This is a genomic window from Mycobacterium sp. NTMscope_MAC_269 (assembly GCF_976985695.1).
Genome location: NZ_OZ335668.1, coordinates 1,379,786 through 1,405,883 on the forward strand (window position 1 = coordinate 1,379,786; position 26,098 = coordinate 1,405,883).

The window sequence follows — 26,098 nt, forward strand, 5'->3', positions numbered from 1 at the left end:
TGGGCACATAGCATGGAATGCGCCGTGCGCAACTCCGATCCGGGATCGGCATTGTGGCGATGGAGAAGTAGCAGATAGTTCCTGAGAGGGGCAGCGTTGGCTGACCGTCTGATCATCAAGGGCGCCCGCGAGCACAACCTGCGCGGCGTCGACCTCGACCTGCCCCGTGACGCGCTGATCGTCTTCACCGGGCTTTCGGGTTCGGGCAAATCGTCGTTGGCCTTCGACACGATTTTCGCCGAGGGGCAGCGGCGCTACGTGGAGTCGCTGTCGGCCTACGCGCGCCAGTTCCTCGGGCAGATGGACAAGCCGGACGTGGACTTCATCGAGGGCCTGTCCCCGGCGGTGTCCATCGACCAGAAATCCACCAACCGCAACCCACGATCGACGGTCGGCACCATCACCGAGGTCTACGACTACCTGCGCCTGCTCTATGCCCGCGCCGGCACCCCGCACTGCCCGGTGTGTGGCGAGCGCATCGCCCGCCAAACACCCCAGCAAATCGTCGACCAGGTGCTGGCGATGCCGGAGGGCACCCGGTTCCAGGTGCTTGCGCCGGTGGTACGCACCCGCAAGGGCGAGTTCGCCGACCTCTTCGAGAAGCTGAACGCGCAGGGCTACAGCCGGGTCCGGGTCGACGGCGTCGTGCACCCGTTGACCGATCCGCCGAAGCTGAAGAAGCAGGAGAAGCACGACATCGAGGTGGTGGTGGACCGCCTCACCGTGAAGGCCAGCGCCAAGCAGCGGCTCACGGACTCGGTGGAGACCGCGCTGAACCTGGCCGACGGCATCGTCGTGCTGGAGTTCGTCGACCACGAGCACGACGCGCACAACCGCGAGCAGCGGTTTTCCGAGAAGCTGGCCTGCCCGAACGGGCACGCGCTGGCCGTCGACGACCTCGAGCCCCGCTCGTTCTCGTTCAACTCGCCGTACGGCGCGTGCCCCGAGTGCAGCGGTCTGGGCATCCGCAAGGAGGTCGACCCCGACCTGGTGGTGCCCGACCCCGAGCGCACCCTGGCCGAGGGCGCGGTGGCGCCGTGGTCGGCGGGCCACACCGCGGAGTACTTCACCCGGATGATGGCCGGGCTCGGTGACGAGCTTGGCTTCGACGTCGACACCCCGTGGCGCAAGCTGCCGGCCAAGGCCCGCAAGGCGATCCTCGAGGGATCCGACCACCAGGTGCACGTGCGCTACCGCAACCGCTACGGCCGGACTCGGTCCTACTACGCCGATTTCGAGGGCGTGCTGGCGTTTTTGCAGCGCAAGATGGAACAGACCGAATCCGAGCAGATGAAGGAGCGCTACGAGGGCTTCATGCGCGACATCCCGTGCCCGGTATGCGAGGGCACCCGGCTCAAGCCGGAGATCCTGGCGGTGTCGCTGAGCGCGGGCAATCGCGGCAAGAAGTCCATCGCCGAGGTCTGTGAGCTGTCGATCTCCGACTGCGCCGACTTCCTCAACACCCTCACGCTGGGCCCGCGCGAGCAGGCGATCGCCGGGCAGGTGCTCAAGGAAATCCAGTCGCGGCTGGGCTTTTTGCTCGACGTCGGGCTGGAATATCTGTCGCTGTCCCGCGCCGCGGCCACACTGTCCGGCGGTGAGGCGCAACGCATCCGGCTGGCCACCCAGATCGGCTCCGGCCTGGTGGGCGTGCTCTACGTGCTCGACGAGCCGTCCATCGGGCTGCATCAGCGCGACAACCGTCGCCTCATCGAAACCCTCACTCGCCTAAGGGGTTTGGGCAACACGTTGATCGTCGTCGAGCACGACGAGGACACCATCGCGCACGCCGATTGGATCGTGGACATCGGCCCGCGGGCCGGCGAGCACGGTGGCCAGATCGTGCACAGCGGCACCTATCGCGACCTGCTGGCCAACAAGGAGTCGATCACCGGCGCCTACCTGTCGGGCAAGGAAAGCATCGAGATGCCCGCGATCCGGCGGCCCGTCGACCGGCGCCGTCAGCTCACCGTCGTCGGTGCCCGCGAGCACAACCTGCGCGGCATCGATGTGTCCTTCCCGCTCGGCGTGCTCACGTCAGTGACCGGCGTGTCCGGTTCCGGAAAGTCCACTCTGGTCAACGACATTCTCGCGGCCGTGCTGGCCAACCGGCTCAACGGCGCGCGGCAGGTCCCGGGCCGTCATACCCGGGTCACCGGGCTGGACCACCTGGACAAGCTGGTGCGGGTGGATCAGTCGCCGATCGGCCGCACGCCGCGGTCGAACCCGGCCACCTACACCGGGGTGTTCGACAAGATCCGCACCCTGTTCGCCGCCACCACCGAGGCCAAAGTCCGTGGCTACCAACCGGGGCGGTTCTCGTTCAACGTCAAGGGCGGCCGCTGCGAAGCGTGCACCGGTGACGGCACCATCAAGATCGAAATGAACTTTTTGCCCGACGTGTATGTGCCGTGTGAGGTGTGTCAGGGCGCGCGCTACAACCGGGAAACCCTCGAGGTGCACTACAAGGGCAAGACCATCTCGGAGGTGCTGGACATGTCCATCGAGGAGGCGGCGGAGTTCTTCGAGCCGATCACCGGCATCCACCGCTACCTGCGCACCCTGGTCGACGTCGGGCTGGGCTACGTGCGACTCGGGCAGCCGGCGCCGACGCTGTCCGGCGGCGAGGCGCAGCGCGTCAAACTGGCCGCCGAACTGCAGAAGCGCTCCACCGGACGCACCGTCTACATCCTCGACGAGCCGACCACAGGTCTACATTTCGACGACATCCGCAAGCTGCTCAAGGTCATCAACGGCCTTGTCGACAAAGGTAATACGGTCATCGTCATCGAACACAACCTCGACGTCATCAAGACCTCGGACTGGATCGTCGACATGGGGCCGGAAGGGGGTGCCGAGGGCGGAACCGTTGTCGCGGAAGGCACTCCGGAGGACGTCGCAGCGGTGCCGGAGAGCTACACCGGCAAGTTCCTCGCCGAGGTCATCGGGCGCAGCGCGCCACCGGCCAGCGCTCCCGCGCGCCGGACGCCCCGGCGCCGCAAAGCCACCGCCTGACTCAATCCCGCTCGGGCCGCATCGATTTGCGGATCTGGGTCAGCCGATCTGCCGCGGCGCGCCGGCGTTCGTCGTACTCGGCTTCGGCCGACCGTCCCTCGGGTGACTCGGCATCGAGTTCGGCCGAGCCCTGCGCCGTCGCGTAGCGGGCCTCGACCTTGTCGCGCACGGACTCGAATGTCGGCACACCGGCGTCGTCGTATCCGGCGTCGGCGGTGGGTTCCTCGGGCATGCCGCCACGGTACTGCGCGCCGCGGTCGAAAAAGGAAACATCCGTTGTCAGGTCGGTGGGGCCAATATCTTCGTACCGGGATTGCGGCGGATTCGTCGCTGTGCGTCGCATTTCCCGTGCTCTAGCCCCGACCGGCGTTAACCATAAATCGGCGCGGTCGTGGGTTACTGAACGGTAGCTGACGTATTCGCCAAATCCCATGCGCCGCTGAACAAGCGCGCGCCAAAAATTTCCGCCCGCGCTGCGCGGCCGCCATTAGCCAGTTATGCCACAATCTCCTTGGTTATTTGTCGCGAGTCGAATTGAGAAACGATTCAAGACGCGTTCAGAAAATAGTTCGGATCGCACGGTTAATAGGTGGAGGCAAACCCATGGAAGCGGCTCAGCTCGAAGCAAGAGTGTTTGATGCCCCGCGGTCGGACATTGCGTCCGGTTGGCGCGACCACGCGACGGGATGTTGGGTCGTCGCGTCCACGCCGAGGGCGGAGCCCGCTCTGTGGAATGAATACCTGGAAGGAGCGCTGCACAGCTATCGCCGCCACGGCTTGGATTGGGTGCTCGACGTGGACGCCATTGCGGACGGTGCGGACACGGCGCTGTTCTTCGCCGCGCTCGACCCGCAGGGGCGTGTGGTCGGCGGCACGCGGGTCGTGGGGCCGTTGCGCTCGCCGGAGGACTCTCACGCTCTGGTGGAGTGGAAAGACAGTCCGGGGCTTTCCCTGTTGCGTCATATGATCGCCAATCGGCTTCCGTTTGGCGTCGTGGAGGTGAAAAGCGCCTGGGCCAATTCCCGCGAATATGGCAATCAGTCGCTTTCCCGGGTATTGGCCCGCACGGCGCTGCCGACGATGACGCTGTTGGGTGCTCAATTTGTGATGGCCACCGCGGCGGCCCATGTGCTGGAGCAGTGGCAATCCTCCGGAGGCGTCGTGGCCTCACGCGTTCCGGCCGCCGCCTATCCGAATGAAAACTACCGAACCAAAGTGATGTGGTGGGATCGTCGCACCCTTTCGACCCATGCCGAGCCGGGACAATTCAAGCTGATGTGCGCCGAGAACGCCGAAATCCTCAGCCGCTTTTCGGCATTGGAAGAAATCACGTGTTGACGATGCAGTCCCGGTTGACCGGAAAGTGCTCTAGGGTCGAGTCGTGTCCATCGCTGAGCCCACGCATGACGTCGCCACGTTGCCGTTGGCCCCGAAAAACCCTCTTCCGTATCGCCAACGACTTAAGGCCATCAGGGAATTTCATACCGGCACGAACAAGCTGCGCGACGCGGGTGGTCCTGTCACCCGGGTGACCTTAGGGCCTAGGTGGCTGATCCCGCCGATCGTATTGGCGACATCCCCGCAAGGCATCCGCGACATCGTCACCGTCAGAGACGGTTCGGTCGATAAGACCAGCACGGTGGTCACCGAGCTCCGCCGACTGCTGGGCGGTAACCTGTTCGTTTTGCCGCACTCCGAATGGCTTCCGCGCCGACGCACCCTGCAACCAGTGTTCACCCGCCAGCGTGTCCGTCAGTTCGGTGGGCACATGGCCGAGGCCGCGGAGATCGTCTGTGCCAGGTGGCGCGAGGATACCGAGATCGACCTGGATGCCCAGTGCCGCACGCTGACACTGCGGGCGTTGGGGCGCTCGGTGTTGGGTTTGGACCTCGATGCGCGCTCCGACGCGATCGCCGAGCCGCTGCGCGTGGCGACGAGTTACGCGGTAAGGCGTGCGCTGCGCCCGTTGCGCGCACCCGGGTGGATGCCGACGCCGGCCCGGCGGCGCGCCCGCGCCGCGGCCGGGGCAATTCGGGAGCTGGCTGACGAAATTCTGCAAGCGTGTCGTGCCGATCGCGACAGGGAGGCCCCGCTGGTGCACGCGCTCATCGAAGCCACCGACCCGGAAACCGGGAAAGCGCTGTCAGACAACGATATCCGTGATGAGATGATCATCTTTCTGTTCGCGGGCCATGACACGACGGCGACGACCCTGACCTACGCGCTGTGGGCCTTGGGTCGTCATCCGGAGTTGCAGGAACGTGTCGCGGCCGAAGCCGCCGCGATCGGCGACCGCCAGCTCACTCCCGACGACGTTGCGCGGCTGGGCTTTACGGTCCAGGTGCTCCAGGAGGCGCTGCGATTGTGTCCGCCGGGGCCGACCGGAACCCGGATGGCGTCCCGCGATATCGAAGTCGCGGGCTATCGCGTCAAAGCCGGCACCATGCTGGCATTCGGACGGATGGCGGTACAGACCGATCCGGCCTTGTGGGATGAAGCGCTGCGGTTCGATCCGGACCGATTCAGTCCCCGACACGCCGACGGTCGTGACCGTTGGCAGTACCTTCCGTTCGGGGGCGGGCCTCGCTCTTGCATCGGGGACCACTTCGCAATGCTGGAAGCCACTCTGGCCTTGGCAACCATCGTTCGTCGCGTCGAAATCGATTCCCTGTCGGGAGACTTCCCGCTGGCTGTGCCGTTCACCATGGTCGCGGCCGCTCCGATCAAAGCCAAGGTTCGACTGCGTCGCTGACCTTTCCGTGGCTCCACACCCGCGCGACGCGCCGAGGCCGGTGGGTGCCGTAGGCGGGGTCTCGGACGGGTAGGTCGCGACGAATGCCATCATTGCGGCTATGGCTTCTCGACACGCGCGATTTCGGTTCTTCTATCGGGTCGGCTTCACGCCGTGGGAAGGTCACCCGATCGGGCAGGGCCTGCGGGATCTGGTCGAGGGAACGGGTGACACCGTGGCGCTGCCTGCCGGGTCCGCCCTCGACGTGGGATGCGGCACTGGGGATTGCGCGATCTACCTCGCCCAGCACGGCTGGAACGTCACCGGGGTCGACTACGTTGAAAAGCCGCTCGAAAAGGCGCGGGCCAAAGCCCGCAAAGCCGATGTCGCGGTCGATTTTGCCCGTGCCGATGTCACGCACCTGAGCGACTCCGCGATCGGGACGGGCTTCCAGTTGATCGTCGACAACGGGTGCATCCATAACATGAGTGGCGGCGATCGCGAGGCCTACGTCCGGGAGATCACGGCCGTCGCAGCACCCGACGCGCGGTTGTACATCGTCGCGTTCCCGCCCGGCGGGCGGTTCGGTGTCCCAGGTATCGACCACGCCGAGATTGAAAGACGGTTCACGCCGAGCTGGGCGTTGTTGTCCACGGGTGACGAGCGGCAGCTCGACGAAAAAACCCCGACGCATTACTACTTGTTCCAGCGGCGCGCCTGAGCACCGATCGGTGACGAGGTTCCGCTTTGGCGCGGATCTAGATTGTGTTCTCGTCTCCCGGAGGCCCCGCGTCGGTGAAGTTTATCGGTATGACCCGTTGGGCGAGGAGGGACTCCATTGCCGTGCCGTCTAGCGGGCGGGAGAGCAGAAACCCTTGTGCGCGATGGCAACCCAGGCTCAGCAGCGTCTTGGCCGCAGCCACGGTTTCGACTCCTTCGGCGATGACGTCGAGTCCGAAGGCGTCGGCCAGGGCCATGGTAGAGCGCACGATGGCCAAGTCACCCGGGTTGGTATCCACAGTGCGTACGAAACCTTGGTCGATCTTGAGTGAGTCGACGGGAAGGGATTTCAAATACGTGAGCACACTGTAGCCGGTGCCGAAGTCGTCGATGGCGATCTGTACTCCGATGTCCTTCAACCCGAACAGCGTTTTGCGTGTGGCGTCGATATCTTGGACGACAACGCTTTCGGTGATCTCCAGACAGACGGTACTGGGATCGAGACCAAACTCGTCAAGCGTGGCCGCGACCGTACCAACGATACCGTCTGTGACAAGTTGTACCGGCGATACATTGACCCGTAGCACCGCGCCCTGTCCGACGCCGCGTGATTGCCAAAGCCCGAATTGCGCACACGCCGAACGCATCACGAGACGGCCGAGTTTGGCGCCCAAGTTGATCGATTCCACGACCTGGATGAACGAATCGGGCATTAACAAGCCGAGAGTCGGATGTTGCCAACGGATCAGGGCCTCGGCACCAAGGATGTCGCCGGTCCGCATGTCGAACTCCGGGAGGTAATGGAGCACCAGGGCGCCACCACCACTGTCAATCATCCCCTCCAGGGCCAGTTCGATGTCGTTGCGGATCATGTCCGTTGTCGACATCTGCGGACTGAAAGTTGCGACCTTGTTGCCGCCGGAACCCTTGGCCGACCGGGTGGCCTGGTCGACGCGGCGCAACAGGTCCGAGGTGCTGTCCCGCCCGGGTAGGCCGGTAGCGATGCCGAGACTCACGGTGCGACTGAGCATCTCACCATCGATCGCAATCTGCCTATGAACTCGGCCGTGCAGCTTCTGAGCAAACGGTTCGGCGGCCGGGACGTCCATGGCTGCGGCCGGTACAAAGACAAACTCATCACCGCCAAAGCGGGCGATAACGGAGGGAATGCCCTCGGTCGCCTCACGGAGTAGCGCTGCGAAGGCCTCGATGAATCGATCGCCGGCGTTTTGGCCGAGCCGATCATTGATGACCTTGAAGCGATCCAGGGCGAGGAATACCACCGAGACCGGGCCCGGCTGCCCTTCGGCCAGGCGCTCGTCGAGGTACGCGATGAGCGCCCTGCGGTTCAGCAACCCCGTGAGTTCGTCGTGCTCGGCCAGGTAGTGGATTTGCTCCTCGGCGACGACACGGGCCTGCAACTGTGCGAACAGCGCGGCGATCGCTTGCAGCGCGTTGAGTTCGTCGGGTAGCCATTCCCGGTCTCCGACCTTGCCGAAGGCGAGCGTCCCGGTTGTCACGTCGCCAGACAGCAGTGGCACGGCGGCCAGGGTGACAGTGCCCCAACCGGTGCCTTCGTCGATATTGCGTTGGTAGTCGGCGTTGGCCGGCGCGGGGCGCACGACTTGCGGCGCCTTGAGATGTTCGGCCTGCGCGAACACCGAGTCGGCGTCGGCGAAATAGACAACACCGATCGGGTCGGGATCGGCGTTGCGTGCCGGCCATTCCGCGACGAGCACCGTGGCGTGGATCGTGTGATCGTTGTGGCGCAGAAAGCTGAAGTCCACGCCCAATTCGTGCACCAGGTTGCGGAGCACCCGCTGACTGATCGCGGCGGAGTCAGCCGCGGTGGCTGCCATTAACTCTGCGGCCGCACCGGTGACGAGATAGTCCAACGTGCCCGACATTGCCCCTACCGTAGCTGCATCCGGTGTGTGGCGTTGGTTTCGCGTTCCACGTCACAAATCCGGGCGGGAAACGGACCCCGAATCCCTGGGGACCTCACCAACGAAGCGCTCAACTGAGTACCCGGGTCCGGTCGAAACTGCGGCGGCTGGGTACCGATGCCGCCGGCCCCGCGGTGAATCTGAGTATCAGCACCGCGGATCGCTCGGGCGGTATGCCGGCCAATTCGTGGAAGTCGTGTTGCAATTGGGTGAGCTCCTGGGCGAATTGCGGTGACAGCTCGTCGAATTCGGTCCGGTCGCGGGCGTACAGGAAGACAGGCGAGACCGGCTGGACCGAGAGCCCGTGCCGCTGGGCGACGATCCAGACCAGCTCGACGGCCGCTCCGCCCCGTGCGTAGTCGCAAAGATCGCGTCCGGGCACGGTGATCACTGCCAGTGCGGAACTTGCCGATATCCGGTCGTAGGTGTCTTCGCCGAGCGCGCTCCCGGCGTTCCATTGGGCGAGACGGGACATGACGTCGGTGCGGCGCAAGATGTCGAGCATCGCCAGGTCGCCGTCACCGAGTTCGAGGCTGCGCACATCGATGCCGGTGTCAGGTTCGGGATCGCCGGGCCAGCGCAGCTCGGAGACCATCTCTTGGTGCAGGTGCGGTGTCAGGTAGCGGATGCGGTCGGACGCAGCCAGAATTGTTGCCGCACGGGAGATGCCGTCTCTCTCAGTGACAAGGTGTAGCCGCGCGCCTTCCCCCTGTGCGGCGTTGTCTAGCGTCTCGATGGTGGCGGTGTCGATAGGTCGGGCACTTCCGTGGTGGCGGTTGGTTTCGCGTTCGAGCATCGGTTGATAAAGGTCGGCGAGGCCGGGATCGGTGCCGTCGCTCAATTCCAGGGTGGCGCGCAACGGCGATCCGTCGGCATCGTGCGCGAGGCTGACCTGTCCCAGCACGTGGTGAGCGGCCGCGGCGATTCTGGCGTTCATCAGGGCGGCTCCGACGGCGACGGCGCTACCCCGAAACGCGACGTCCATTGTCGAAGTGTGTTGTGCGGCAATGTCGATTGTGACAGCGGCCGGTGCGGCGTGGATGCACCAAGGCTGGACATTTCCTCCCGACGGCGCGCGGATCGCCGCCGCGGCGATGACGCCGGCGATCCCGGGTAGTTCCGGCGCTTTGTGATCGTCTATTGGCATGGGTTGGTCCCGAGCCATGTCGGGTTCATCAAGTTGGTCGAGCGCCCAGCCGATATCGATGCGAGTACGGCCCGAACGCAGCGTCTCGCCCAGTCCAATCCTGCGCACGCCCTCGGCCAAGGCTGACGCGCCAAGTATGACGTCGGAAGCCACCTGCGGCCAGGTCGACACCGTGCGGTCGATCTCTAGCAACGAGGCGGCCGTGCGCGGTGAAAGGCGTTCGGCCTCAAGGTGACGCAGGATGTGAGGCACCTTCTCGCGGCTGCTCATGCCGGGGAGCAGCCCGACGTCCAGGTCGCCGAGTAGACCATGCAGAATCGGGCGCTGCGGTTCTTGGTCGAAGCGCTCCACGTCGATCAGTCCACGGTCACTGGTGGCCATCAACACCGGAATGCGTCGGGCGCGCGCACCTTCCCGCAACACCGCCTTCATGTCCAGCGAATCGCATTCTTCGATCACGATGTCGAGTCCCTCCAGGAACGTGTCGACGGTAGCGGGGCTGAGCCCGGCGTCAAACACCTCGACCGGGAGGTACGGGTCGAGTTCGGCGATCCGGCGCGCCGCCACACACGCTTTATTGACACCGAGGTCGAATACGCTGGCCGGCACCCGATTCAGGTTTGATAGCTCGAGCTGATCAAAGTCGGCCAGCCGAAGACGGCCACACAATCCCTGGGCGGCAAGGGTGTGCGCGATGACATGCCCGACGCTGAGACCCGCCACGCCGATCCGGAGTGCGCCTAGCCGATCCTGTTCCGCCGGGGTGATGTTGTTGCGGTTGCGGTCCAGACGAACCGCGCGGTAGCCGAGCGGGCCCAGGATAGCCACGACGGCGCGCCGCCACGGGTAGTAGGCCCATCGCCAAGGTTCCGCGAGGAGGTCAGGGTGCGGGCTGGGTCGAAGGCTTCCCAGGCAGGCCACCTGTGCGTCGCGTCGGTCGATGAATTCGACGCTGGGGTCGGCCTGGAGGCGTCGCAACGCCGCGTCGCCGTCGGGTGCATCGGCATCGAGAATCTGCGCGGAGTAAGCGGATACGGCGGACTCATCCATGGTGCTTCGTGTATAGCACCCGGGCGGCAGGTCGGACCGGGTTTGAGCCGGTTTCCGCAGGGCAACCTTGGCGCTGTCGGCGATCTCACACTCGGGGATGACTTGATTCGCGGGGCGCCGCTTCGTCGAGAAATTGGCCATGCCGTATGAGATTGGTGACGGCCGCATCCCAGCGCCGCAATTGCGGTTCGGTAAAGAAAGACTCCCGCAGGTATAGCTCGATGTACGGATGCAGAATGATCGCACCGACGCGCAGGATCAGCGGGTTGAGCGCAGCCCAATCGGGATCGAGGTCAGGGTGGGCCCTGGCCCATTGGGTGAACTCGGCGCGTTGGCCCGCACTGATGCCCAAAAGTCCGCTGAAGATGACAGATCCGAAGGCGCCGCCCTCGGCGAGGGCGCGCCCGAGGTAGGTCATGAGATCTGGGCGTTCGGCCATCAGCGACGTCAGCCGGCGACCGGCCTCGTCGAGCCCGTCGGAGGGCGCCTCGGGAAGCGCCGGCGGTTCCAATGCCTCGCCAACCACCTGCAGCACGTACTGATTGACGGCAGCGGTGAGTGCCTCCTTGGTGCGAAAGTGGTGCTGCACCAGCCCAATCGAAACGTCCGCGGTCTCCGCGATCGCGCGCAGCGTCGTGGCGGCGATGCCGCGAACGGCAAAGCAGCTCAGTGCGGCGTCGCGAATCCGCTCCTTAGGCGGGGGCTCTGCTGGAGGGGGCGGGTCATACGGAAAATGTCGGGCGGGTCCCACGGCCGGACAATACACCCGCACGGCGTCTCGGTATGTAAATATCGGATTACCGTATTTGCGTATCGATTCCGGCGTTTTCGTTCGCTCGAGGGGCACCAGGTCGCCGAAAGGTCACCGCGACCGCCGCTCGAGGTACCGCACCATCAGCTGCCAGTACACCAGGGTCAGCGCCATCTGCGCGGCGACCGCGATCAGCGCCGGCCGCAGCCGGTGGCGGCGGGCGGCGAGCACCGCGCACAACGCGGCGACCGACGTCGCCCCGCTGACCAACGTCGCCGCATCGCGGGGGCGACGGCTGATCCACAGCTCCTCGCCCAGCATCGCCCGGGTCGACCAGGCGCGGTGATGCGCGGGCTCGCCGAAGACGAACGGGTTCACGGCCAGCCACAGCGCAATCCACCCCGCGTGGTTCCATCGCCGCGTCCATGGCGGGACGAGAATCAACGGCGTGCTCGCCCACCGGGTCCATGCGCTCCATGGATGGCAGTGCCGCGCGAAGACCGCGCGCCGAACGCGCGCAACCGATAACACCCGCGCTACCGCATCGCGGTGTTGGAATGTTCCGCCGGGACGACCACCGGGGCGCCGACGGCCGGCGCGGAGGGGGCGGGCAACGGCGTGCGCGAAATGCCCGGGGTGCCCAGCGCTCCGGCCAGCCAGGGCAGCGCGGCCGCGAACACCCGGTCCGCGAACGGCCAATCGTGCCGGCCGGGCTGCGGAACGACGGCGCAGTCGATTCCGTTGGCCCGGCCGAGCGCGCACAGTGAATACGCGGCCGCGGTCTGATTGGCGGGGTTGGCGGCTGCCTCACGTCCGGCCGTACGGATGGCGCCCGTGTCGCTCAGCTGGATTTCCCGGCGTGCCGTCGGTGGGCCGTCCGACGAAATCGCGAACCAGCCGGCCACGTCGCGGTACGGTCCGTGCCGGTTGATTACCGTGGACGGATCGAAAGCCGCCCAGGCGTCGGCGTTTCCGCCGAACAGCCGGGCAATGGTCTGGGCCTTGTTGCCGGCGTTCGGGAAGAAGTCACCGGCGACGTCGACGAACGCGCTGAACATCTCGGGATGCATGACGGTCAAATCCACGGCGCAGGTCCCGCCCATCGACCAGCCCGCCACGCCCCAGTTGGACCGGTGCGGGCTGACGCCGAAAGCCGACACCATATAGGGCACGACATCTTTGGTGAGGTGATCGGCCGCGTTGCCCCGAACCCCGTTGACGCATTCGGTGTCGTTGTTGAAGGCGCCGCCGGAATCCACGAACACCAACACCGGCGCCTTGCCCCCGTGCGCGGCCGCGAAGTCGTCGATCGTCTTGACCGCGTTGCCCGCACGCGTCCAGTCCGCCGGTGTATTGAACTGCCCGCCGATCATCATCACGGTCGGCAGCGGCGGCGGTGGGGAAGTGGCGAACCATTCGGGCGGCAGGTAGACGAGCTCGCCACGGTGTTTGAAGTGCGACCCGTCCGAGGGGATCGCGACCGGTACCACGGTGCCGTGCGGCGGCCGGGTTCCCTTGGCGGCCATCGCCGTAACGGTCGCCTGGTCGGTCTGATCGGGCAGCGGGCCGGACGTCAGCTGGCTCCACGCGGACTGGACGGTGGGAAAGTAGCCCACCCAAAGATTGAGCACCAGCGCCGCGCTCAGCAAGCACAACGGCACCGCCAGTACCGCCGCGCTACGACGCCAGCGGCGCGCGGTGCCCCATCCGAGGACCAGCACCGCCACCGCCATGCCCGTCAGCGCGATCCAGAGCCAAAGCGCCGTCGGCGCCGGCTCCTCCGAGAGCCCATGGTCGACGATGTACCAGTGCGTCAGGTAGGCCGCGGTTCCGCCGCTCAGCGCCGCCGCCGGCAGCCGGACCGTGCGCCAGCGACGCGACCGCCAGCCGACCGCCAACGCCAGCACGACGGCGGCCAGCACCTGGATCGTCGTCGGCACCCAGCCATGCATCAGCGAGGTGTGACTAAGAGCCAGGAACTGCGCGGGCGCACCGTTCGTCGAGGCTGTCACGTGAGTCATTGTGATCTATTGTTTACCGGCCTGGAACCTATTTACCTAATGTTCGCTGACGACGGACTACGCGGCGCGGACCTCGATTAATGGGGCTTGGCCAGCGGGAACGGCAGCGTCTCGCGGATGCTGCGGCCCGTTATGAGCATGACGAGGCGATCGACGCCCATCCCCAGCCCGCCGGTGGGCGGCATCGCGTATTCCATCGCCTGCAGGAAGTCTTCGTCGAGCTCCATCGCCTCGGGATCCCCACCGGCGGCCAACAGGGACTGCTCCTGCAGGCGGCGGCGCTGTTCCACCGGGTCGGTGAGCTCGCTGTAGGCGGTGGCCAGCTCGACACCCCACGCCACGAGGTCCCACCGTTCGGCGACGCCGGGTTCGCTGCGATGCGGGCGGGTCAACGGCGACACCGACGTCGGAAAGTCGATATAGAACGTCGGCTCCTCGGTCCGGTCCTCGACCAGATGCTCATACAGCTCGAGCACCACCGCGCCGGTGTCCCAGTGCGCCCGATACGGGATATGCGCGGCGTCGGACAGCTTGCGCAGGGCGGGCAGCGGCGTGGCGGGGTCGATGTGTTCGCCGAGCGCGTCGGAGACGGCGTCGTACACGGTCTTGACCGCCCACACCCCGGAGATGTCGACCGGTTCGAGTCGGCCCTGGCCGCCTGGGCGCAGGACCGTCTGCTCGCCGTGGGCGGCCTGGGCGGCGTTCTGGATCAGCTCGCGGCAGCCGTCGATCCAGACCTTGTAGTCGGCGTGCGCCTGGTAGGCCTCCAGCAGGGTGAACTCCGGGTTGTGGCTGAAGTCGACCCCCTCGTTGCGGAAGGCCCGGCCCAACTCGAAGACCCGCTCGACGCCGCCGACGCACAACCGCTTGAGGTAGAGCTCCGGCGCGATCCGCAGGAACAGGTCCAGGTCGTACGTATTGATGTGCGTGACGAACGGCCGGGCGGTGGCGCCGCCGTGGATCTGCTGCAGGATCGGGGTTTCGACCTCGATGAACCCCTTGGCGAACAGCGTCTGGCGGACCGAGCGCAACACCTCGCTGCGCGCCGTGATCAACTCACGCGACTCCGGATTGACCGCCAGGTCGACGTAGCGGGTCCGCACCCGGGCCTCCGGGTCGGTCAGCCCCTTCCACTTGTTGGGCAGCGGCCGCAGGCACTTACCGATCATCCGCCAGTCGCCGACGATCAGCGAGCGGGTGCCCTTCTTGGAAAAGCCCATGTGGCCGGAGACCTCGACCAGGTCGCCGAGATCGATGGCCGCGGTGAAGTCGGCGGCCGTTCGCCCGCGCTCCAACTGCGAATTGTCCAGCAGCACTTGCATTTCCCCCGACCAGTCGCGCAGGTGGGCGAACAGCACTCCGCCGTAGTCCCGGATCCGCAGTATCCGGCCGGAAACCGTGATCGTTTCCCGGTCTTCCGCATCGAGCGCCGCGACGACGGTGTGGCTGGGCGGGCGGCCCACCGGATAGGCGTCGATACCGTTGCGTCGCAACACCTTCAGCTTGGCCAGGCGAACCCGAACCTGCTCGGGCAGGCGGGCTCTCGCCTCTTCTTCGTCGGCCGACTCCTGGCGCCTCTGCAGCCCGCTGACGTCCGGCGCGCTGCCGTCGTGATGCAGCAGGCCGGACTCGGCCAGCCGGGCCGGGACGGCCGGATGATGACCGGTGTGCGGCTTGCGCCGGCCGAACGGCATGACAAGGAAGCCCTCGGCGAGGGCCGAGGCGACCCCGACCCGCGGGATCAGGCGGGCGTCCTCGTAGCAGGCATAGCGGGGCACCCAATCGGGTTGGTATTTCATGTTGGAGCGATACAGCGTTTCCAGCTGCCACCACCGCGAGAAGAACAGCAAAAATCCGCGCCACAGCCGGGCGACGGGGCCGGCGCCGAGTTGGGCGCCCTGCTCGAATGCCGACCGGAACATCGCAAAGTTCAGTGAGATGCGGGTGATGCCAAGGGTTTCCGCGTTGAGCGCGAGGTCGCTGACCATCAGCTCGATGGTGCCGTTGGGGGACTGCGGCGATCGGCGCATCAGGTCCAGGGAGACGCCGGTGGTTCCCCACGGGACCAGCGACAGCATCGCGACGACGGCGCCGTCCCGGTCCAGCGCCTCGACCAGCAGGCAGTCCCCGTCGGCGGGATCGCCGAGGCGACCCAGCGCCATGGAGAAGCCGCGTTCGGTTTGGGTGTCGCGCCAGGCGTCGGCGCGGGTGATGGTGTCGGCCATCTCGTCGGCGCCGATGTCGCGGTGCCGGCGGATCCGCACGGCCAGCCCCGCCCGGCGCGCGCGGGTCACGGCCTGGCGGACGCCGCGCATATCGGGGCCGGACAGCTTGAAGTCGGCGGTGCGCAGGATGGCCTCGTCGCCGAGCTCGAGCGCGTTCAGCCCGGCCTCACGATAGGTGCGTGCGCCCTGCGTGCTGGCGCCCATGACGCCGGGCGCCCACCCGTAGGTCTGGCACAGACCCAGCCAGGCGTCCGCCGCCTGGGACCATGCCCGGGGATCGCCGATTGGGTCGCCGCTGGCCAGGCAGACGCCGACCTCGACCCGGTAGGTGATGGCGGCGCGCCCGCTCTGGGCGAAAACCACCGATTTGTCGCGGCGGGTGGCGAAGTAGCCCAGGGAATCGTTCTTGCCGTACAGCTCGAGCAGCCCCCGGATGGCCGATTCGTCCTCACCGGTCAGCGCGTTCTCCGCGCGCTGGGATTGAAAGAGCACGATGGTCGCCATGATCAGTGCGAGCGCGCCGAACAGACCGAAGATCGCGTTGAGGAACACGTGCGGCCGGCCGGTGAACAGGTCGGGATCCGCGAGCGCGAATCCGACCACCCGGTTGGCCACGTAGGGCAGGCGGTCCTGGTGGGCCAACGTTCCGGGGAAGAGCTCGACCAGGCCCCAGGACACCAGGATTCCCACCACATCCCCGGCCACCAGCACCGCGGCCGCCTTGACCAGCGCGCCCTTACGGACCTTGGCCCAGAACTCCCGGTAGGCCAACACCAGCAGGACGATCGCGACGATGTGCAGCGCGAACCCGAGGTTCTCGCCGAAGATCTCGGCGGCGGTGTTGTCCCCGGCGGCGATATCGGCGGCGTTCAAAGCGGCGGCGAGAATCATGTTGCCCAGCAACAGCAGCCAGGCGATCCGCTTGCGCGCGGTCAAAGCCGCGGCCAACAAGGCCAACACGAATGACCACGCGATGCTGGTGTCGGGGAAGTTGAACAGATAGTCGTTGATGAACTCGCGGGGAACCTTGATCAGGTAGCGGATCAGCGGGGACACGCTGCCCAGCAGCGACACGGTGGCGATGACACCCACGGTCCATCCGGCCGCCGCGGGCACCCAGCGATACCGCGAGTTCGACCGGCTACGGGGCCCCAAGCGCGATCCCGAACGGGGACCTGAACGAGGAGAAGCGAGTGTCACAGACCGCGAGGATATGCCCTCAATCCGTGAAAAGCTTGCCGAAGCGCTAAGAGTGGCGGACACGAGTTTGGCCGCGCTTTTCGGGCCCGGTTGACGGCCGGTACGGTGCCCCCGTCCGGCCGAAGTGCTAAAAGGCACCTCAAGGCTGCTAAACTGACGCCTGCGACCATCCCGGCGAACGCCAGGAACAGTTAAGTGGAGTCCCACTCCCACCGCGAGCCGACGAGATCCCTGTGCGGATCTTCAAAGGTTCGGCGGTCCGGTCACAGGCAGCGTGTATGCCTGTTCCGCGCGCAGCGCGGGCGGCCCGAGTAGTCCTCGGCCGCGATCGGTCGGCATTGGGCCCTGCTTGTGCAGGGCTTTTTTGCTCGTGGTGTGGTGTTTCCACCGCTGCTTCCCGACGAACCCAGGTAACCGGTCGTCACCGCAGGACATACATAAAGCCCAACAAGGGAGGCCCCATCAGCACTGAGACCCGCGTCAACGAGCGCATTCGCGTACCTGAAGTCCGATTGATCGGCCCAGGGGGAGAGCAGGTAGGCATAGTGCGCATCGAAGACGCACTGCGCGTCGCTGCGGACGCCGATCTCGACCTTGTCGAAGTTGCCCCGAACGCCAGGCCGCCGGTCTGCAAGATCATGGACTACGGCAAGTTCAAATACGAAGCGGCGCAAAAGGCGCGCGAATCCCGCCGGAACCAGCAGCAGACCGTCGTCAAAGAACAAAAGCTGCGACCCAAGATCGACGATCACGACTACGAGACCAAAAAGGGCCACGTCATCCGCTTCCTGGAGGCGGGATCGAAGGTGAAGGTCACGATCATGTTCCGCGGACGTGAGCAGTCGCGGCCCGAGCTGGGCTATCGATTGCTGCAGCGCCTGGGCGCGGACGTCGCCGAATACGGTTTCGTGGAGACGTCCGCCAAGCAGGACGGCCGCAACATGACGATGGTGCTGGCACCGCACCGCGGCGCGAAGACCCGTGCCAGGGCGCGGCATCCCGAAGAGGCGGGCGGCGCCGCACCGGATTCGGACGCCGACGCCGAACCTACGTCGAACTGACCTAATAGCGAGAACCAAGCGAGAACTAGAGGAAACATGCCCAAAGCCAAGACCCACAGCGGGGCGTCAAAGCGCTTCCGGCGGACCGGAACCGGCAAAATCGTGCGGCAGAAGGCCAACCGCCGGCACCTGCTCGAGCACAAGCCCACGAAGCGGACCCGGCGGCTCGACGGCCGAACCGTGGTGGCGGCCAACGACACCCAGCGGATCAACCGGCTGCTGAACGGCTGACCAGACGCCGGCCAGACCCGCAGCGCGAGCTGGCACGGCGAACCCATTTAACGACCCACGACGCATGAACGAGAGTAGGAATATCCAATGGCACGCGTGAAGCGGGCGGTCAACGCCCACAAGAAGAGGCGCAGCATCCTTAAGGCCTCGAAGGGCTATCGCGGCCAGCGATCCCGGCTCTACCGCAAAGCCAAAGAGCAGCAGCTGCATTCGCTGCAGTACGCGTACCGCGACCGTCGTGCGCGCAAGGGCGAGTTCCGCAAACTGTGGATCTCGCGCATCAACGCCGCGGCGCGCGCCAACGACATCACCTACAACCGGCTGATCCAGGGTCTCAAGGCCGCCGGTGTGGAGGTAGACCGCAAGAACCTGGCGGACATCGCGATCGCGGATCCGGCCGCCTTCACCGCCCTGGTCGACATCGCCCGTGCGGCGCTGCCCGAGGACGTCAACGCTCCCTCGGATTCGGGAGAAGCCGCCTAACCGGCCCCACCGGACATGCCTGACCGGCAGGTGCTGACCGAACGTTCAGCCAGGGTCGCCGCGGCGGTCAAACTGCATCGCCACGTCGGCCGCCGCCGGGCAGGGCGCTTCCTCGCCGAAGGCCCCAACCTGGTCGAGGCGGCCGCGCGCCGCGGCTTGGTCCGCGACGCCTTTGTCACCGAGGCGGCCCAGCAGCGCCATGCGTCGCTGCTGGCGGCCCTGGATTGCCCGGTCCACCCCATCACCGAGCGCGCCGCGAAGGCCCTCTCCGACACCGTCACTCCGGGCGGGCTGGTTGCGGTCTGCGAGATTCCGGCGACTCGCCTTGACGACGTGCTGGCGGGCTCGCCCCAGCTGATCGCGATCGCCGTGGAGATCGGCGAGCCGGGCAATGCCGGCACCCTCATTCGCCTCGCGGACGCCATGGGCGCAGCCGGCGTGATCCTCGGCGGGCACAGCGTCGATCCCTACAACGGCAAATGTCTGCGTGCGTCGGCCGGCAGCATCTTCTCGGTGCCGGTCGTCGTCGCACCGGACACGGCCGCGGCCATCAATGCGGTGCGCGACGCGGGTCTGCAGGCGCTCGCCACCACCGTGGATGGTGAGCGACGGCTGGACGAGGCCGGCGAATTCCTCGGCAGGCCGACGGCGTGGCTGTTCGGGCCCGAATCCCATGGCCTGCCAAGCGAAATCGCGTCGAAGGCCGACCACCGGCTGCGCATCCCGATGTCCGGCGGCGCCGAGAGCCTGAACGTGGCGTCGGCCGCGGCCATCTGTCTGTACCAGAGCGCGCGGGCGCTGCAGCTGCCTACGCGGCCTTGACCGCTCGCTTCGGGCGGCCCCGCCCGGCGCGTAGGCCGGCTAGCGACAACGTCGTATGCACCAACGATCCGGCCCGTTCCAGCAGCGCCCGCGCGGGTTGCAGGGCGGGGTCGAACGGCAACTTGGGCGGTGGGGGAAAGTAGTGCATCGGCAGCCCGCGACGGTCACGCGGCGGCGCCATGAACGGCGGGGCCTCGACCAGCGGCGCGTCGCTGGGCAGCCGCCCCTCGGCGCGGCGGTAGGCGGCCAGCGCGCGCGGGTGCAGCCGGATCTCGTCGGGCACCGCCAGGAACGCGAGCTCGACGAGCTTGCCGAACAACCGCAGCAACACCTCGTCGCCTGGAGTCCAACGCATACCGGCCTTTTCGCGGACCGCGGGTTCGAACAGGCCCGCCGCGATCCAGCGCTGCCCGGCCACCAGGGGTTTGAAGATCCGGTCCCAGACCGGGGTCGGCATCAGCACGAACCGGGGTTTGGGAATCCGGATGTCGAAGATGTCGAGGACCGCCTGGTTGATCTCCAGCTCCTCGCGACCGACCCGCTCCCAGTACTCCTGGAATTCGTCCCACGACCCGGGCACCGGTCGCATGCTCATCCCGTACATCCGGTACCACTGCACGTGCTCGTCGAACAGCTGCCGTTTCTCGGTCTCGGTCAGGCCGCCGCAGAAATACTCGGCAACCTTGACGATCAACATGAAAAACGTGGCGTGCGCCCAGTAGAAGGTGTCGGGATCGAGCGCGTGATAGCGGCGCCCCTCGGCGTCGACTCCCTTGATCGTGCGGTGGTAGCCCTTGATCTGCTGGCCGGTCTGGGCCGCGCGGTCGCCGTCGTAGACCACGCCCATGATCGGATAGACCGACCGGGCCACCCGCTGCAGCGGCTCGCGCAGCAGAATCGAATGCTCTTCGACGGCCGCGCCGAGTTCGGGGTACATGTTCTGGATCGCCCCGATCCATACGCCCATCATTCCGGTGCGCAGATCGCCAAAATACTTCCAGGTCAGGGAATCTGGTCCGAGCGGATCAGCGGATGTAGTCGATCTGGCAGTCATCGCGGCCTCCTGCACCGATTGGCCTCACGATAACTTTGACAACGGACGTTGTCTACAACTTCGGCGATGTGTCGGCGCCGCTGTTATCGAGCATCCATAACGGTGTGCCACCACCGTGATCAGGCGGTGAGGTGCGAGGTGTGACACACACGGCAGGACGGTCGTTGCCTGCTTCTGACGAAACCAAATAACCTGGCCAGGTGGAACTCGCGCGTCGCGATCTGGAGCCGGGCGAGCCCGACGAATCCCCTGCCGCGTACTCCGCTGCGCGGCGCTCACCGCTGTCGGTGCACAACGCGACCCAATGGCTGCACGGCCGAAATCACAGTCCCGGGGCGGTCGCCCTGGTCCGGCGTGCGCGCCGGCTGTTGCCCGGGGACCCCGAGTTCGGCGATCCGCTGTCCACGGCCGGCGAGGGCGGACCGCGCGCCGCGGCGCGCGCCGCCGACCGGCTGCTGGGGGACCGCGACGCGGTGTCGCGCGAGGTCAGCCTGGGAGTGCTGCAGGTATGGCAGGCCCTGACCGAAGGGGTGTCGCGGCGGCCGGCCAACCCCGAGGTGACCTTGGTCTTCACCGATCTCGTCGGCTTCTCGACGTGGTCCTTGCAGGCGGGCGACGACGCCGCGCTGGCGCTGCTGCGTCAGGTGGCGCGGGCCCTCGAGCCGCCGCTGCTCGACGCCGGCGGGCACATCGTCAAGCGGATGGGCGACGGGCTCATGGCCGTGTTCGGCGACCCGATGGTGGCCGTGCGAGCCGTGCTGGCCGCCAAGGAGGCGCTCCGATCGGTCGAGGTGGAGGGTCACACGCCGCGCATGCGCGTCGGAATCCACACCGGGCGTCCGCAGCGGTTGGCCTCGGATTGGCTCGGCGTGGATGTGAATATCGCCGCACGAGTTATGGAACGGGCCACCAAAGGTGGAATCATGGTGTCGAGTTCAACGTTAGATCTCATACCGCAAAGCGAGTTGGATGCGTTGGGCGTCGAGGCCAAGCGCACCCGCAAACCGGTTTTCGGGCCGAAGCCCGCCGGTATGCCTGCAGACTTGGCGATATATCGCCTCAGAACTTATAGGGAGTTGTCAGGCTCAGATGACCCAGCCGAAACAAATCCGCAGTCATAATGGGTGCCAATGATCGGGGGCATCGTGTCCCGGCTCGCCCGGGTCCAATTCACTGTGGGGTATGCGGCGCTCCTGCTCGCCATCAGCTGCGCCATCCTGGTGCTCGGCCCCGACGCGCATGACGTCATCGTCGCGCGCGCCAGCACCAACGTGCACAACCTGGCCCACGGGCACCTCGGCACGCTGCTGGGCAGCGCGCTGGTCGTCGATGCCGGTCCGCTCTACTTCTGGCTGCCCTTCCTGACCTGCCTGCTGGCGCTGGCGGAGCTGCACCTGCGCACCATCCGGCTGGTGGTGGCGTTCCTCGTCGGCCACATCGGCGCGACGCTCCTGGTGGCCGCCGCCCTGGCCGCGGCGGTCGAGTTCGGCTGGCTGCCCGTGTCGATCACCCGGGCCAGCGATGTCGGGATGAGCTACGGCGCGCTGGCGGTGCTCGGCGCGATGACGGCGGTGATCCCGTCGCGCTGGCGGGCCGCCTGGGTCGGCTGGTGGGTGGCCGCGGGCATCGCTTCGGCGATCGTCGGCGGTGACTTCACCGACGCCGGGCATACCGTCGCCGTGATTCTGGGTGTGCTCGTGTCGGCGCGATTCCGGCAGCCGATCCACTGGACACCGGCCCGGTACCTGATGCTGGCGGCTTCGTCGGGCTTCGGTTTCCTCATGCTGGCCCACCACTGGGGGACCATGGCGGCGACGCCGGTGTTCGGCATTCTCGGCGCCCTGGTCGCCTACGCGGGAGCGAAGTTCATCACCGGTCGGGGCCTGCCGGTCGCGCCGCTGGACGGCGACGACCCGTTGACCGGTCCGGCGCCGGCCGTCGCCGGCTGAGCCCCGCCGGGCAACTGCCCAGCGCCCGCCGGGCGCCGCGCAGCGAATCACTATGATCAGCACTCGACCCGTGCCGCGCGGAAAGCACCATCGATGCGGGCAGCCCTAACAGCCTCGTCAGCAAGGAGAGTGTCGCCGCGTGGGTGATCAACCCGTCGACCTGTCGCCCGAGGCGTTGACCGAGGCGGTCAACGCCGCCCGGCAGGCGTTCACCCGGGCCGGCGACCTCGACTCGCTGGCGCGCGTCAAGACCGAGCACCTCGGCGACCGCTCGCCGCTGGCGCTGGCGCGCCAGGCGTTGGGCAGCGTTCCCAAAGACCAACGCGCCGACGCGGGTAAACGGGTCAACGCCGCGCGAGGCGAGGCCCAGCAAGGTTACGACGAGCGCCTCGCGGCTCTGCGCGCCGAACGCGACGCCGCGGTGCTGGTCGCCGAGCGCATCGACGTCACGTTGCCGTCGACGCGCCAGCCTACCGGCGCGCGGCACCCGATCACGATCCTGGCCGAGCACATCGCCGACACCTTCATCGCCATGGGGTGGGAACTGGCCGACGGCCCGGAGGTCGAGACCGAGCAGTTCAACTTCGACGCGCTCAACTTCCCCGCCGATCACCCCGCGCGCAGCGAGCAGGACACCTTCTACATCGCGCCGGAGGACTCCCGCCAGCTGCTGCGTACCCACACCTCGCCGGTGCAGGTGCGCACGCTGCTGGCGCGCGAGTTGCCCGTCTACATCATCTCGATCGGCCGCACGTTCCGCACCGACGAACTCGACGCCACCCACACCCCGGTCTTCCACCAGGTCGAGGGCCTGGCGGTGGACCGCGGGCTGTCGATGGCGCACCTGCGGGGCACGCTGGATGCGTTCGCGCGCGCCCAGTTCGGCCCCGAGGCGCGGACCCGCATCCGGCCGCACTTCTTCCCGTTCACCGAGCCCTCCGCCGAGGTCGACGTGTGGTTCGTCGGCAAGAAGGGCGGTCCCGGCTGGGTGGAGTGGGGTGGCTGCGGGATGGTGCACCCAAACGTGTTGCGGGCGGCCGGAATCGATCCCGAGGAATACTCCGGCTTCGCGTTCGGCATGGGACTGGAACGAACGCTGCAGTTCCGCAACGGGATTCCAGACATGCGTGACATGGTCGAGGGTGACGTCCGGTTCTCGCTGCCGTTCGGGGTGGGTGCCTGATGCGCGTTTCGTACAGCTGGCTGCGCGAGGTCGTCAACGCCGGCGCGCCGGACTGGGACGTGGCCCCCGCCGAGCTGGAGCGGACGCTGGTCGACATCGGCCACGAGGTCGAAGAGGTGCTCACCCCCGGGCCCGTCGACGGCCCGCTGGCGGTGGGCCGCGTCACCGACATCGAGGAACTCACCGGCTTCAAGAAGCCGATCCGGTTCTGCCACGTCGACGTCGGCGAGGGCCAGGACCGCGAGATCGTCTGCGGCGCAACAAATTTCGTTGCTGGTGACCTCGTAGTGGTGGCGCTGCCGGGCGCCACGCTGCCCGGCGGGTTCGCCATTGCCACGCGCAAGACCTACGGACGCACCTCGGACGGGATGATCTGCTCGGCGGCCGAACTCGGTTTGGGCGCCGACCATTCCGGAATCCTGGTGCTGCCACCGGACACCGCCGAACCCGGAGCCGACGGCGCCGCCGTGCTGGGGCTCGACGACGTGATCTTCCACCTGGCCATCACCCCCGACCGAGGCTACGGCATGTCGCTGCGGGGCCTGGCGCGCGAAATCGCCTGCGCCTACGACCTGGACTTCGTCGACCCGGCGGACATCAAGCCGTTGCCGGCTCACGGGGAGGCCTGGCCGCTGACGGTGCAGCCCGACACCGGCGTGCGGCGGTTCGCGCTGCGCCCGGTCACCGGCATCGACCCCGCCGCCGTGTCGCCGTGGTGGCTGCAGCGCCGCCTGCTGCTCTCCGGCATCCGCGCGACCTCACCGGCGGTCGACGTCACGAACTACGTGATGCTCGAGCTCGGTCACCCCATGCACGCCCACGACCGCAACCGCATCACCGGTGGCTTCGACGTGCGCTTCGCCCGGCCCGGCGAGACCGTCGTCACCCTCGACGACATCGAACGCAAACTCGAACCGGCCGATGTCCTGATCGTCGACGACACGGCGACCACGGCGATCGGCGGCGTGATGGGCGCGGCGAGCACCGAGGTGCGCGCCGATTCCACCGACGTGCTGCTCGAGGCCGCGGTCTGGGACCCGGCCGCGGTGTCGCGCACCCAGCGCAGGTTGCACCTGCCCAGCGAGGCCGCCCGCCGCTACGAGCGGGGCGTGGATCCGGCCATTTCGGTGGCCGCGCTGGACCGCTGCGCCGCGCTGCTCGCCGAGATCGCCGGCGGCACGGTGTCCGACACGCTGACCGACTGGCGAGGCGACCCCCCGCGCGACGACTGGTCCCTACCGCCGATCGACATCACCGCCGATCTGCCGGGCCGCATCGCCGGCGTGGCCTACGCCCCGGGCGCGGCCGCCAAGCGGCTGTCCCAGATCGGTGCCGCCGTCGCCGAACGCGGCGACACGCTGACGGTCACCCCACCGAGCTGGCGGCCCGACCTGCTGCAACCTGCCGACCTCGTCGAGGAGGTGCTGCGGCTCGAAGGCCTGGAGGCCATTCCGTCCGTGCTGCCCGCGGCGCCGTCCGGCCGCGGTCTGTCCGCGGTGCAACAACGCCGCCGGGCCATCGGCAAGTCACTGGCCCAGTCCGGGTACGTCGAGATCCTGCCGACGCCGTTCCTGCCCGCGGGCGTGTTCGACCTGTGGGGCCTGCCGACCGACGATCCGCGCCGCGTCACGACCAGCGTGCTCAACCCGCTGGAGTCCGACCGTCCGCACCTGGCCACCACGCTGTTGCCGGCGTTGCTGGAAGCGTTGGTGCGCAACGTATCCCGCGGCCTGGTCGACGTTTCCCTCTATGCCCTGGCCCAGGTGGTGCAGCCGACCGCCGAGACCCGCGGCGTGACGCTGATTCCCGTCCACCGGCGGCCCACCGACGCCGAGATCGCCGCGCTCGACGCGTCATTGCCGCGCCAACCGCAGCATGTCGCGGCCGTGCTGACCGGCCTGCGGGAACGGCGCGGCCCCTGGGGGCCGGGCCGGCGCGCCGAGGCCGCCGACGCGTTCGAGGCCGTGCGCATCATTGCCCGGGCCGCCGGCATCGACGTGCGGTTGCGTGCGGCGCAGCAGCTGCCGTGGCATCCGGGCCGGTGCGCCGAGGTGCTCGTCGGCGACACGACGGTGGGTTACGCGGGCCAGCTGCATCCCGCCGTGACCGAGCGTTCCGGGCTGCCCAAGGGCACCTGCGCGCTCGAACTCAACCTCGACGCGATGCCCCTCGTCGCGGCGCTGCCCGCGCCCCGGGTGTCGCCGTTCCCGGCCGTCTTCCAGGACGTCAGCCTGGTGGTGTCCGCGGACGTACCGGCCGCCGCCGTGGCCGACGCCGTGCGCGAAGGCGCGGGGGAGCTGCTGGAAGACCTGCAGCTGTTCGACGTATTCACCGGCCCGCAGGTCGGCGAGGACCGCAAGTCGCTGACCTTTGCCCTGCGGTTCCGGGCGGCGGATCGCACGCTGACCGAGGACGACGCCACCGCGGCGCGCGACGCCGCGGTGCGCCGGGCCGCCGAAGCGGTCGGCGCCGAGCTCCGCGCCTAGCGGAATGGATTTGCAAAGTACTG

20 protein-coding genes are annotated in these 26,098 nt (G+C 67.5%); 12 read left to right on the top strand and 8 right to left on the bottom strand.

Going from position 1 to position 26,098, the window contains the following annotated elements; genetic code table 11:
• The first annotated feature begins 96 nt into the window (after positions 1-96).
• A complete protein-coding gene (uvrA, locus tag ACZ50Z_RS06650) occupies positions 97-3,015 on the top strand; it encodes an excinuclease ABC subunit UvrA (RefSeq protein WP_464482826.1) in 2,919 nt (972 codons plus the stop codon).
• Position 3,016: 1 nt separating this feature from the next.
• Here the strand turns inward: uvrA and ACZ50Z_RS06655 are convergent, their stop codons facing one another.
• Positions 3,017-3,247 carry a hypothetical protein gene (locus tag ACZ50Z_RS06655; RefSeq protein WP_464482827.1) on the bottom strand — a complete coding sequence of 77 codons (231 nt, stop codon included), beginning with the start codon at positions 3,245-3,247 and terminating at the stop codon, positions 3,017-3,019.
• 371 nt (positions 3,248-3,618) lie between these two features.
• On the opposite strand from ACZ50Z_RS06655, the gene ACZ50Z_RS06660 reads away from it, so the two are divergent.
• The 3 genes from ACZ50Z_RS06660 (at position 3,619) to ACZ50Z_RS06670 (ending at position 6,467) form a co-directional block, all read left to right on the top strand.
• Positions 3,619-4,353, top strand: a complete 735-nt coding sequence (locus ACZ50Z_RS06660; RefSeq protein ID WP_464482828.1) for a hypothetical protein — start codon at positions 3,619-3,621, stop codon at positions 4,351-4,353.
• Between the two features lie 43 nt (positions 4,354-4,396).
• Positions 4,397-5,767: a cytochrome P450 gene (locus tag ACZ50Z_RS06665; RefSeq protein WP_464482829.1), complete on the top strand. Its 1,371-nt coding sequence runs from the start codon at positions 4,397-4,399 to the stop codon at positions 5,765-5,767.
• A gap of 100 nt (positions 5,768-5,867) precedes the next feature.
• Complete coding sequence (locus ACZ50Z_RS06670; protein ID WP_464482830.1) at positions 5,868-6,467, top strand: class I SAM-dependent methyltransferase; 600 nt, start codon at positions 5,868-5,870, stop codon at positions 6,465-6,467.
• Between the two features lie 37 nt (positions 6,468-6,504).
• Here ACZ50Z_RS06670 and ACZ50Z_RS06675 read toward each other — a convergent pair whose 3' ends face one another.
• The 6 genes from ACZ50Z_RS06675 to lysX all read right to left on the bottom strand — a co-directional run bounded on the left by ACZ50Z_RS06675 (position 6,505) and on the right by lysX (position 16,722).
• Entirely contained in the window at positions 6,505-8,373 is a 1,869-nt protein-coding gene (locus ACZ50Z_RS06675) for a putative bifunctional diguanylate cyclase/phosphodiesterase (RefSeq protein WP_464482831.1), read from the bottom strand.
• A 109-nt stretch (positions 8,374-8,482) separates the two neighbouring features.
• Positions 8,483-10,609 (bottom strand): Rv1355c family protein, encoded by a 2,127-nt coding sequence (locus ACZ50Z_RS06680; RefSeq protein WP_464482832.1) that lies wholly within the window; start codon positions 10,607-10,609, stop codon positions 8,483-8,485.
• A gap of 85 nt (positions 10,610-10,694) precedes the next feature.
• Positions 10,695-11,360: a TetR/AcrR family transcriptional regulator gene (locus tag ACZ50Z_RS06685; protein ID WP_464482833.1), complete on the bottom strand. Its 666-nt coding sequence runs from the start codon at positions 11,358-11,360 to the stop codon at positions 10,695-10,697.
• Between the two features lie 111 nt (positions 11,361-11,471).
• The gene (locus ACZ50Z_RS06690) at positions 11,472-11,891 is read right to left on the bottom strand and encodes a DUF6653 family protein (RefSeq protein ID WP_464482834.1); all 420 of its coding nucleotides are present in this window, start codon (positions 11,889-11,891) and stop codon (positions 11,472-11,474) included.
• A gap of 5 nt (positions 11,892-11,896) precedes the next feature.
• On the bottom strand, positions 11,897-13,381 hold the full coding sequence (locus ACZ50Z_RS06695) for an alpha/beta hydrolase (protein WP_464482835.1): 1,485 nt from the start codon (positions 13,379-13,381) through the stop codon (positions 11,897-11,899).
• Positions 13,382-13,458: 77 nt separating this feature from the next.
• On the bottom strand, positions 13,459-16,722 hold the full coding sequence (gene lysX, locus ACZ50Z_RS06700) for a bifunctional lysylphosphatidylglycerol synthetase/lysine--tRNA ligase LysX (RefSeq protein WP_464486119.1): 3,264 nt from the start codon (positions 16,720-16,722) through the stop codon (positions 13,459-13,461).
• Between the two features lie 545 nt (positions 16,723-17,267).
• Here lysX and infC point away from each other — a divergent pair.
• The 4 genes from infC to ACZ50Z_RS06720 all read left to right on the top strand — a co-directional run bounded on the left by infC (position 17,268) and on the right by ACZ50Z_RS06720 (position 19,403).
• The gene (infC, locus tag ACZ50Z_RS06705) at positions 17,268-17,867 is read left to right on the top strand and encodes a translation initiation factor IF-3 (protein ID WP_464486120.1); all 600 of its coding nucleotides are present in this window, start codon (positions 17,268-17,270) and stop codon (positions 17,865-17,867) included.
• A 36-nt stretch (positions 17,868-17,903) separates the two neighbouring features.
• Positions 17,904-18,098: a 50S ribosomal protein L35 gene (gene rpmI, locus ACZ50Z_RS06710; protein ID WP_014942304.1), complete on the top strand. Its 195-nt coding sequence runs from the start codon at positions 17,904-17,906 to the stop codon at positions 18,096-18,098.
• 87 nt (positions 18,099-18,185) lie between these two features.
• On the top strand, positions 18,186-18,581 hold the full coding sequence (rplT, locus tag ACZ50Z_RS06715; RefSeq protein ID WP_464482836.1) for a 50S ribosomal protein L20: 396 nt from the start codon (positions 18,186-18,188) through the stop codon (positions 18,579-18,581).
• Positions 18,582-18,611: 30 nt separating this feature from the next.
• Positions 18,612-19,403 carry a TrmH family RNA methyltransferase gene (locus ACZ50Z_RS06720; protein ID WP_464486121.1) on the top strand — a complete coding sequence of 264 codons (792 nt, stop codon included), beginning with the start codon at positions 18,612-18,614 and terminating at the stop codon, positions 19,401-19,403.
• Here ACZ50Z_RS06720 and ACZ50Z_RS06725 read toward each other — a convergent pair.
• Positions 19,390-20,457, bottom strand: a complete 1,068-nt coding sequence (locus ACZ50Z_RS06725) for an oxygenase MpaB family protein (protein ID WP_464482837.1) — start codon at positions 20,455-20,457, stop codon at positions 19,390-19,392. The genes ACZ50Z_RS06720 and ACZ50Z_RS06725 overlap by 14 nt on opposite strands.
• Before the next feature lie 200 nt (positions 20,458-20,657).
• Here ACZ50Z_RS06725 and ACZ50Z_RS06730 point away from each other — a divergent pair, with 200 nt between their 5' ends.
• The 4 genes from ACZ50Z_RS06730 (at position 20,658) to pheT (ending at position 26,075) form a co-directional block, all read left to right on the top strand.
• Entirely contained in the window at positions 20,658-21,578 is a 921-nt protein-coding gene (locus ACZ50Z_RS06730; RefSeq protein ID WP_464482838.1) for an adenylate/guanylate cyclase domain-containing protein, read from the top strand.
• A 9-nt stretch (positions 21,579-21,587) separates the two neighbouring features.
• Positions 21,588-22,406, top strand: coding sequence for a rhomboid-like protein (locus ACZ50Z_RS06735; RefSeq protein WP_464482839.1), 819 nt, complete (start codon positions 21,588-21,590; stop codon positions 22,404-22,406).
• A gap of 139 nt (positions 22,407-22,545) precedes the next feature.
• The gene (pheS, locus tag ACZ50Z_RS06740; RefSeq protein ID WP_464482840.1) at positions 22,546-23,589 is read left to right on the top strand and encodes a phenylalanine--tRNA ligase subunit alpha; all 1,044 of its coding nucleotides are present in this window, start codon (positions 22,546-22,548) and stop codon (positions 23,587-23,589) included.
• A complete protein-coding gene (pheT, locus tag ACZ50Z_RS06745) occupies positions 23,589-26,075 on the top strand; it encodes a phenylalanine--tRNA ligase subunit beta (protein ID WP_464482841.1) in 2,487 nt (828 codons plus the stop codon). Before pheS ends, pheT begins: the two co-directional genes overlap by 1 nt.
• Positions 26,076-26,098 lie beyond the last annotated feature (23 nt).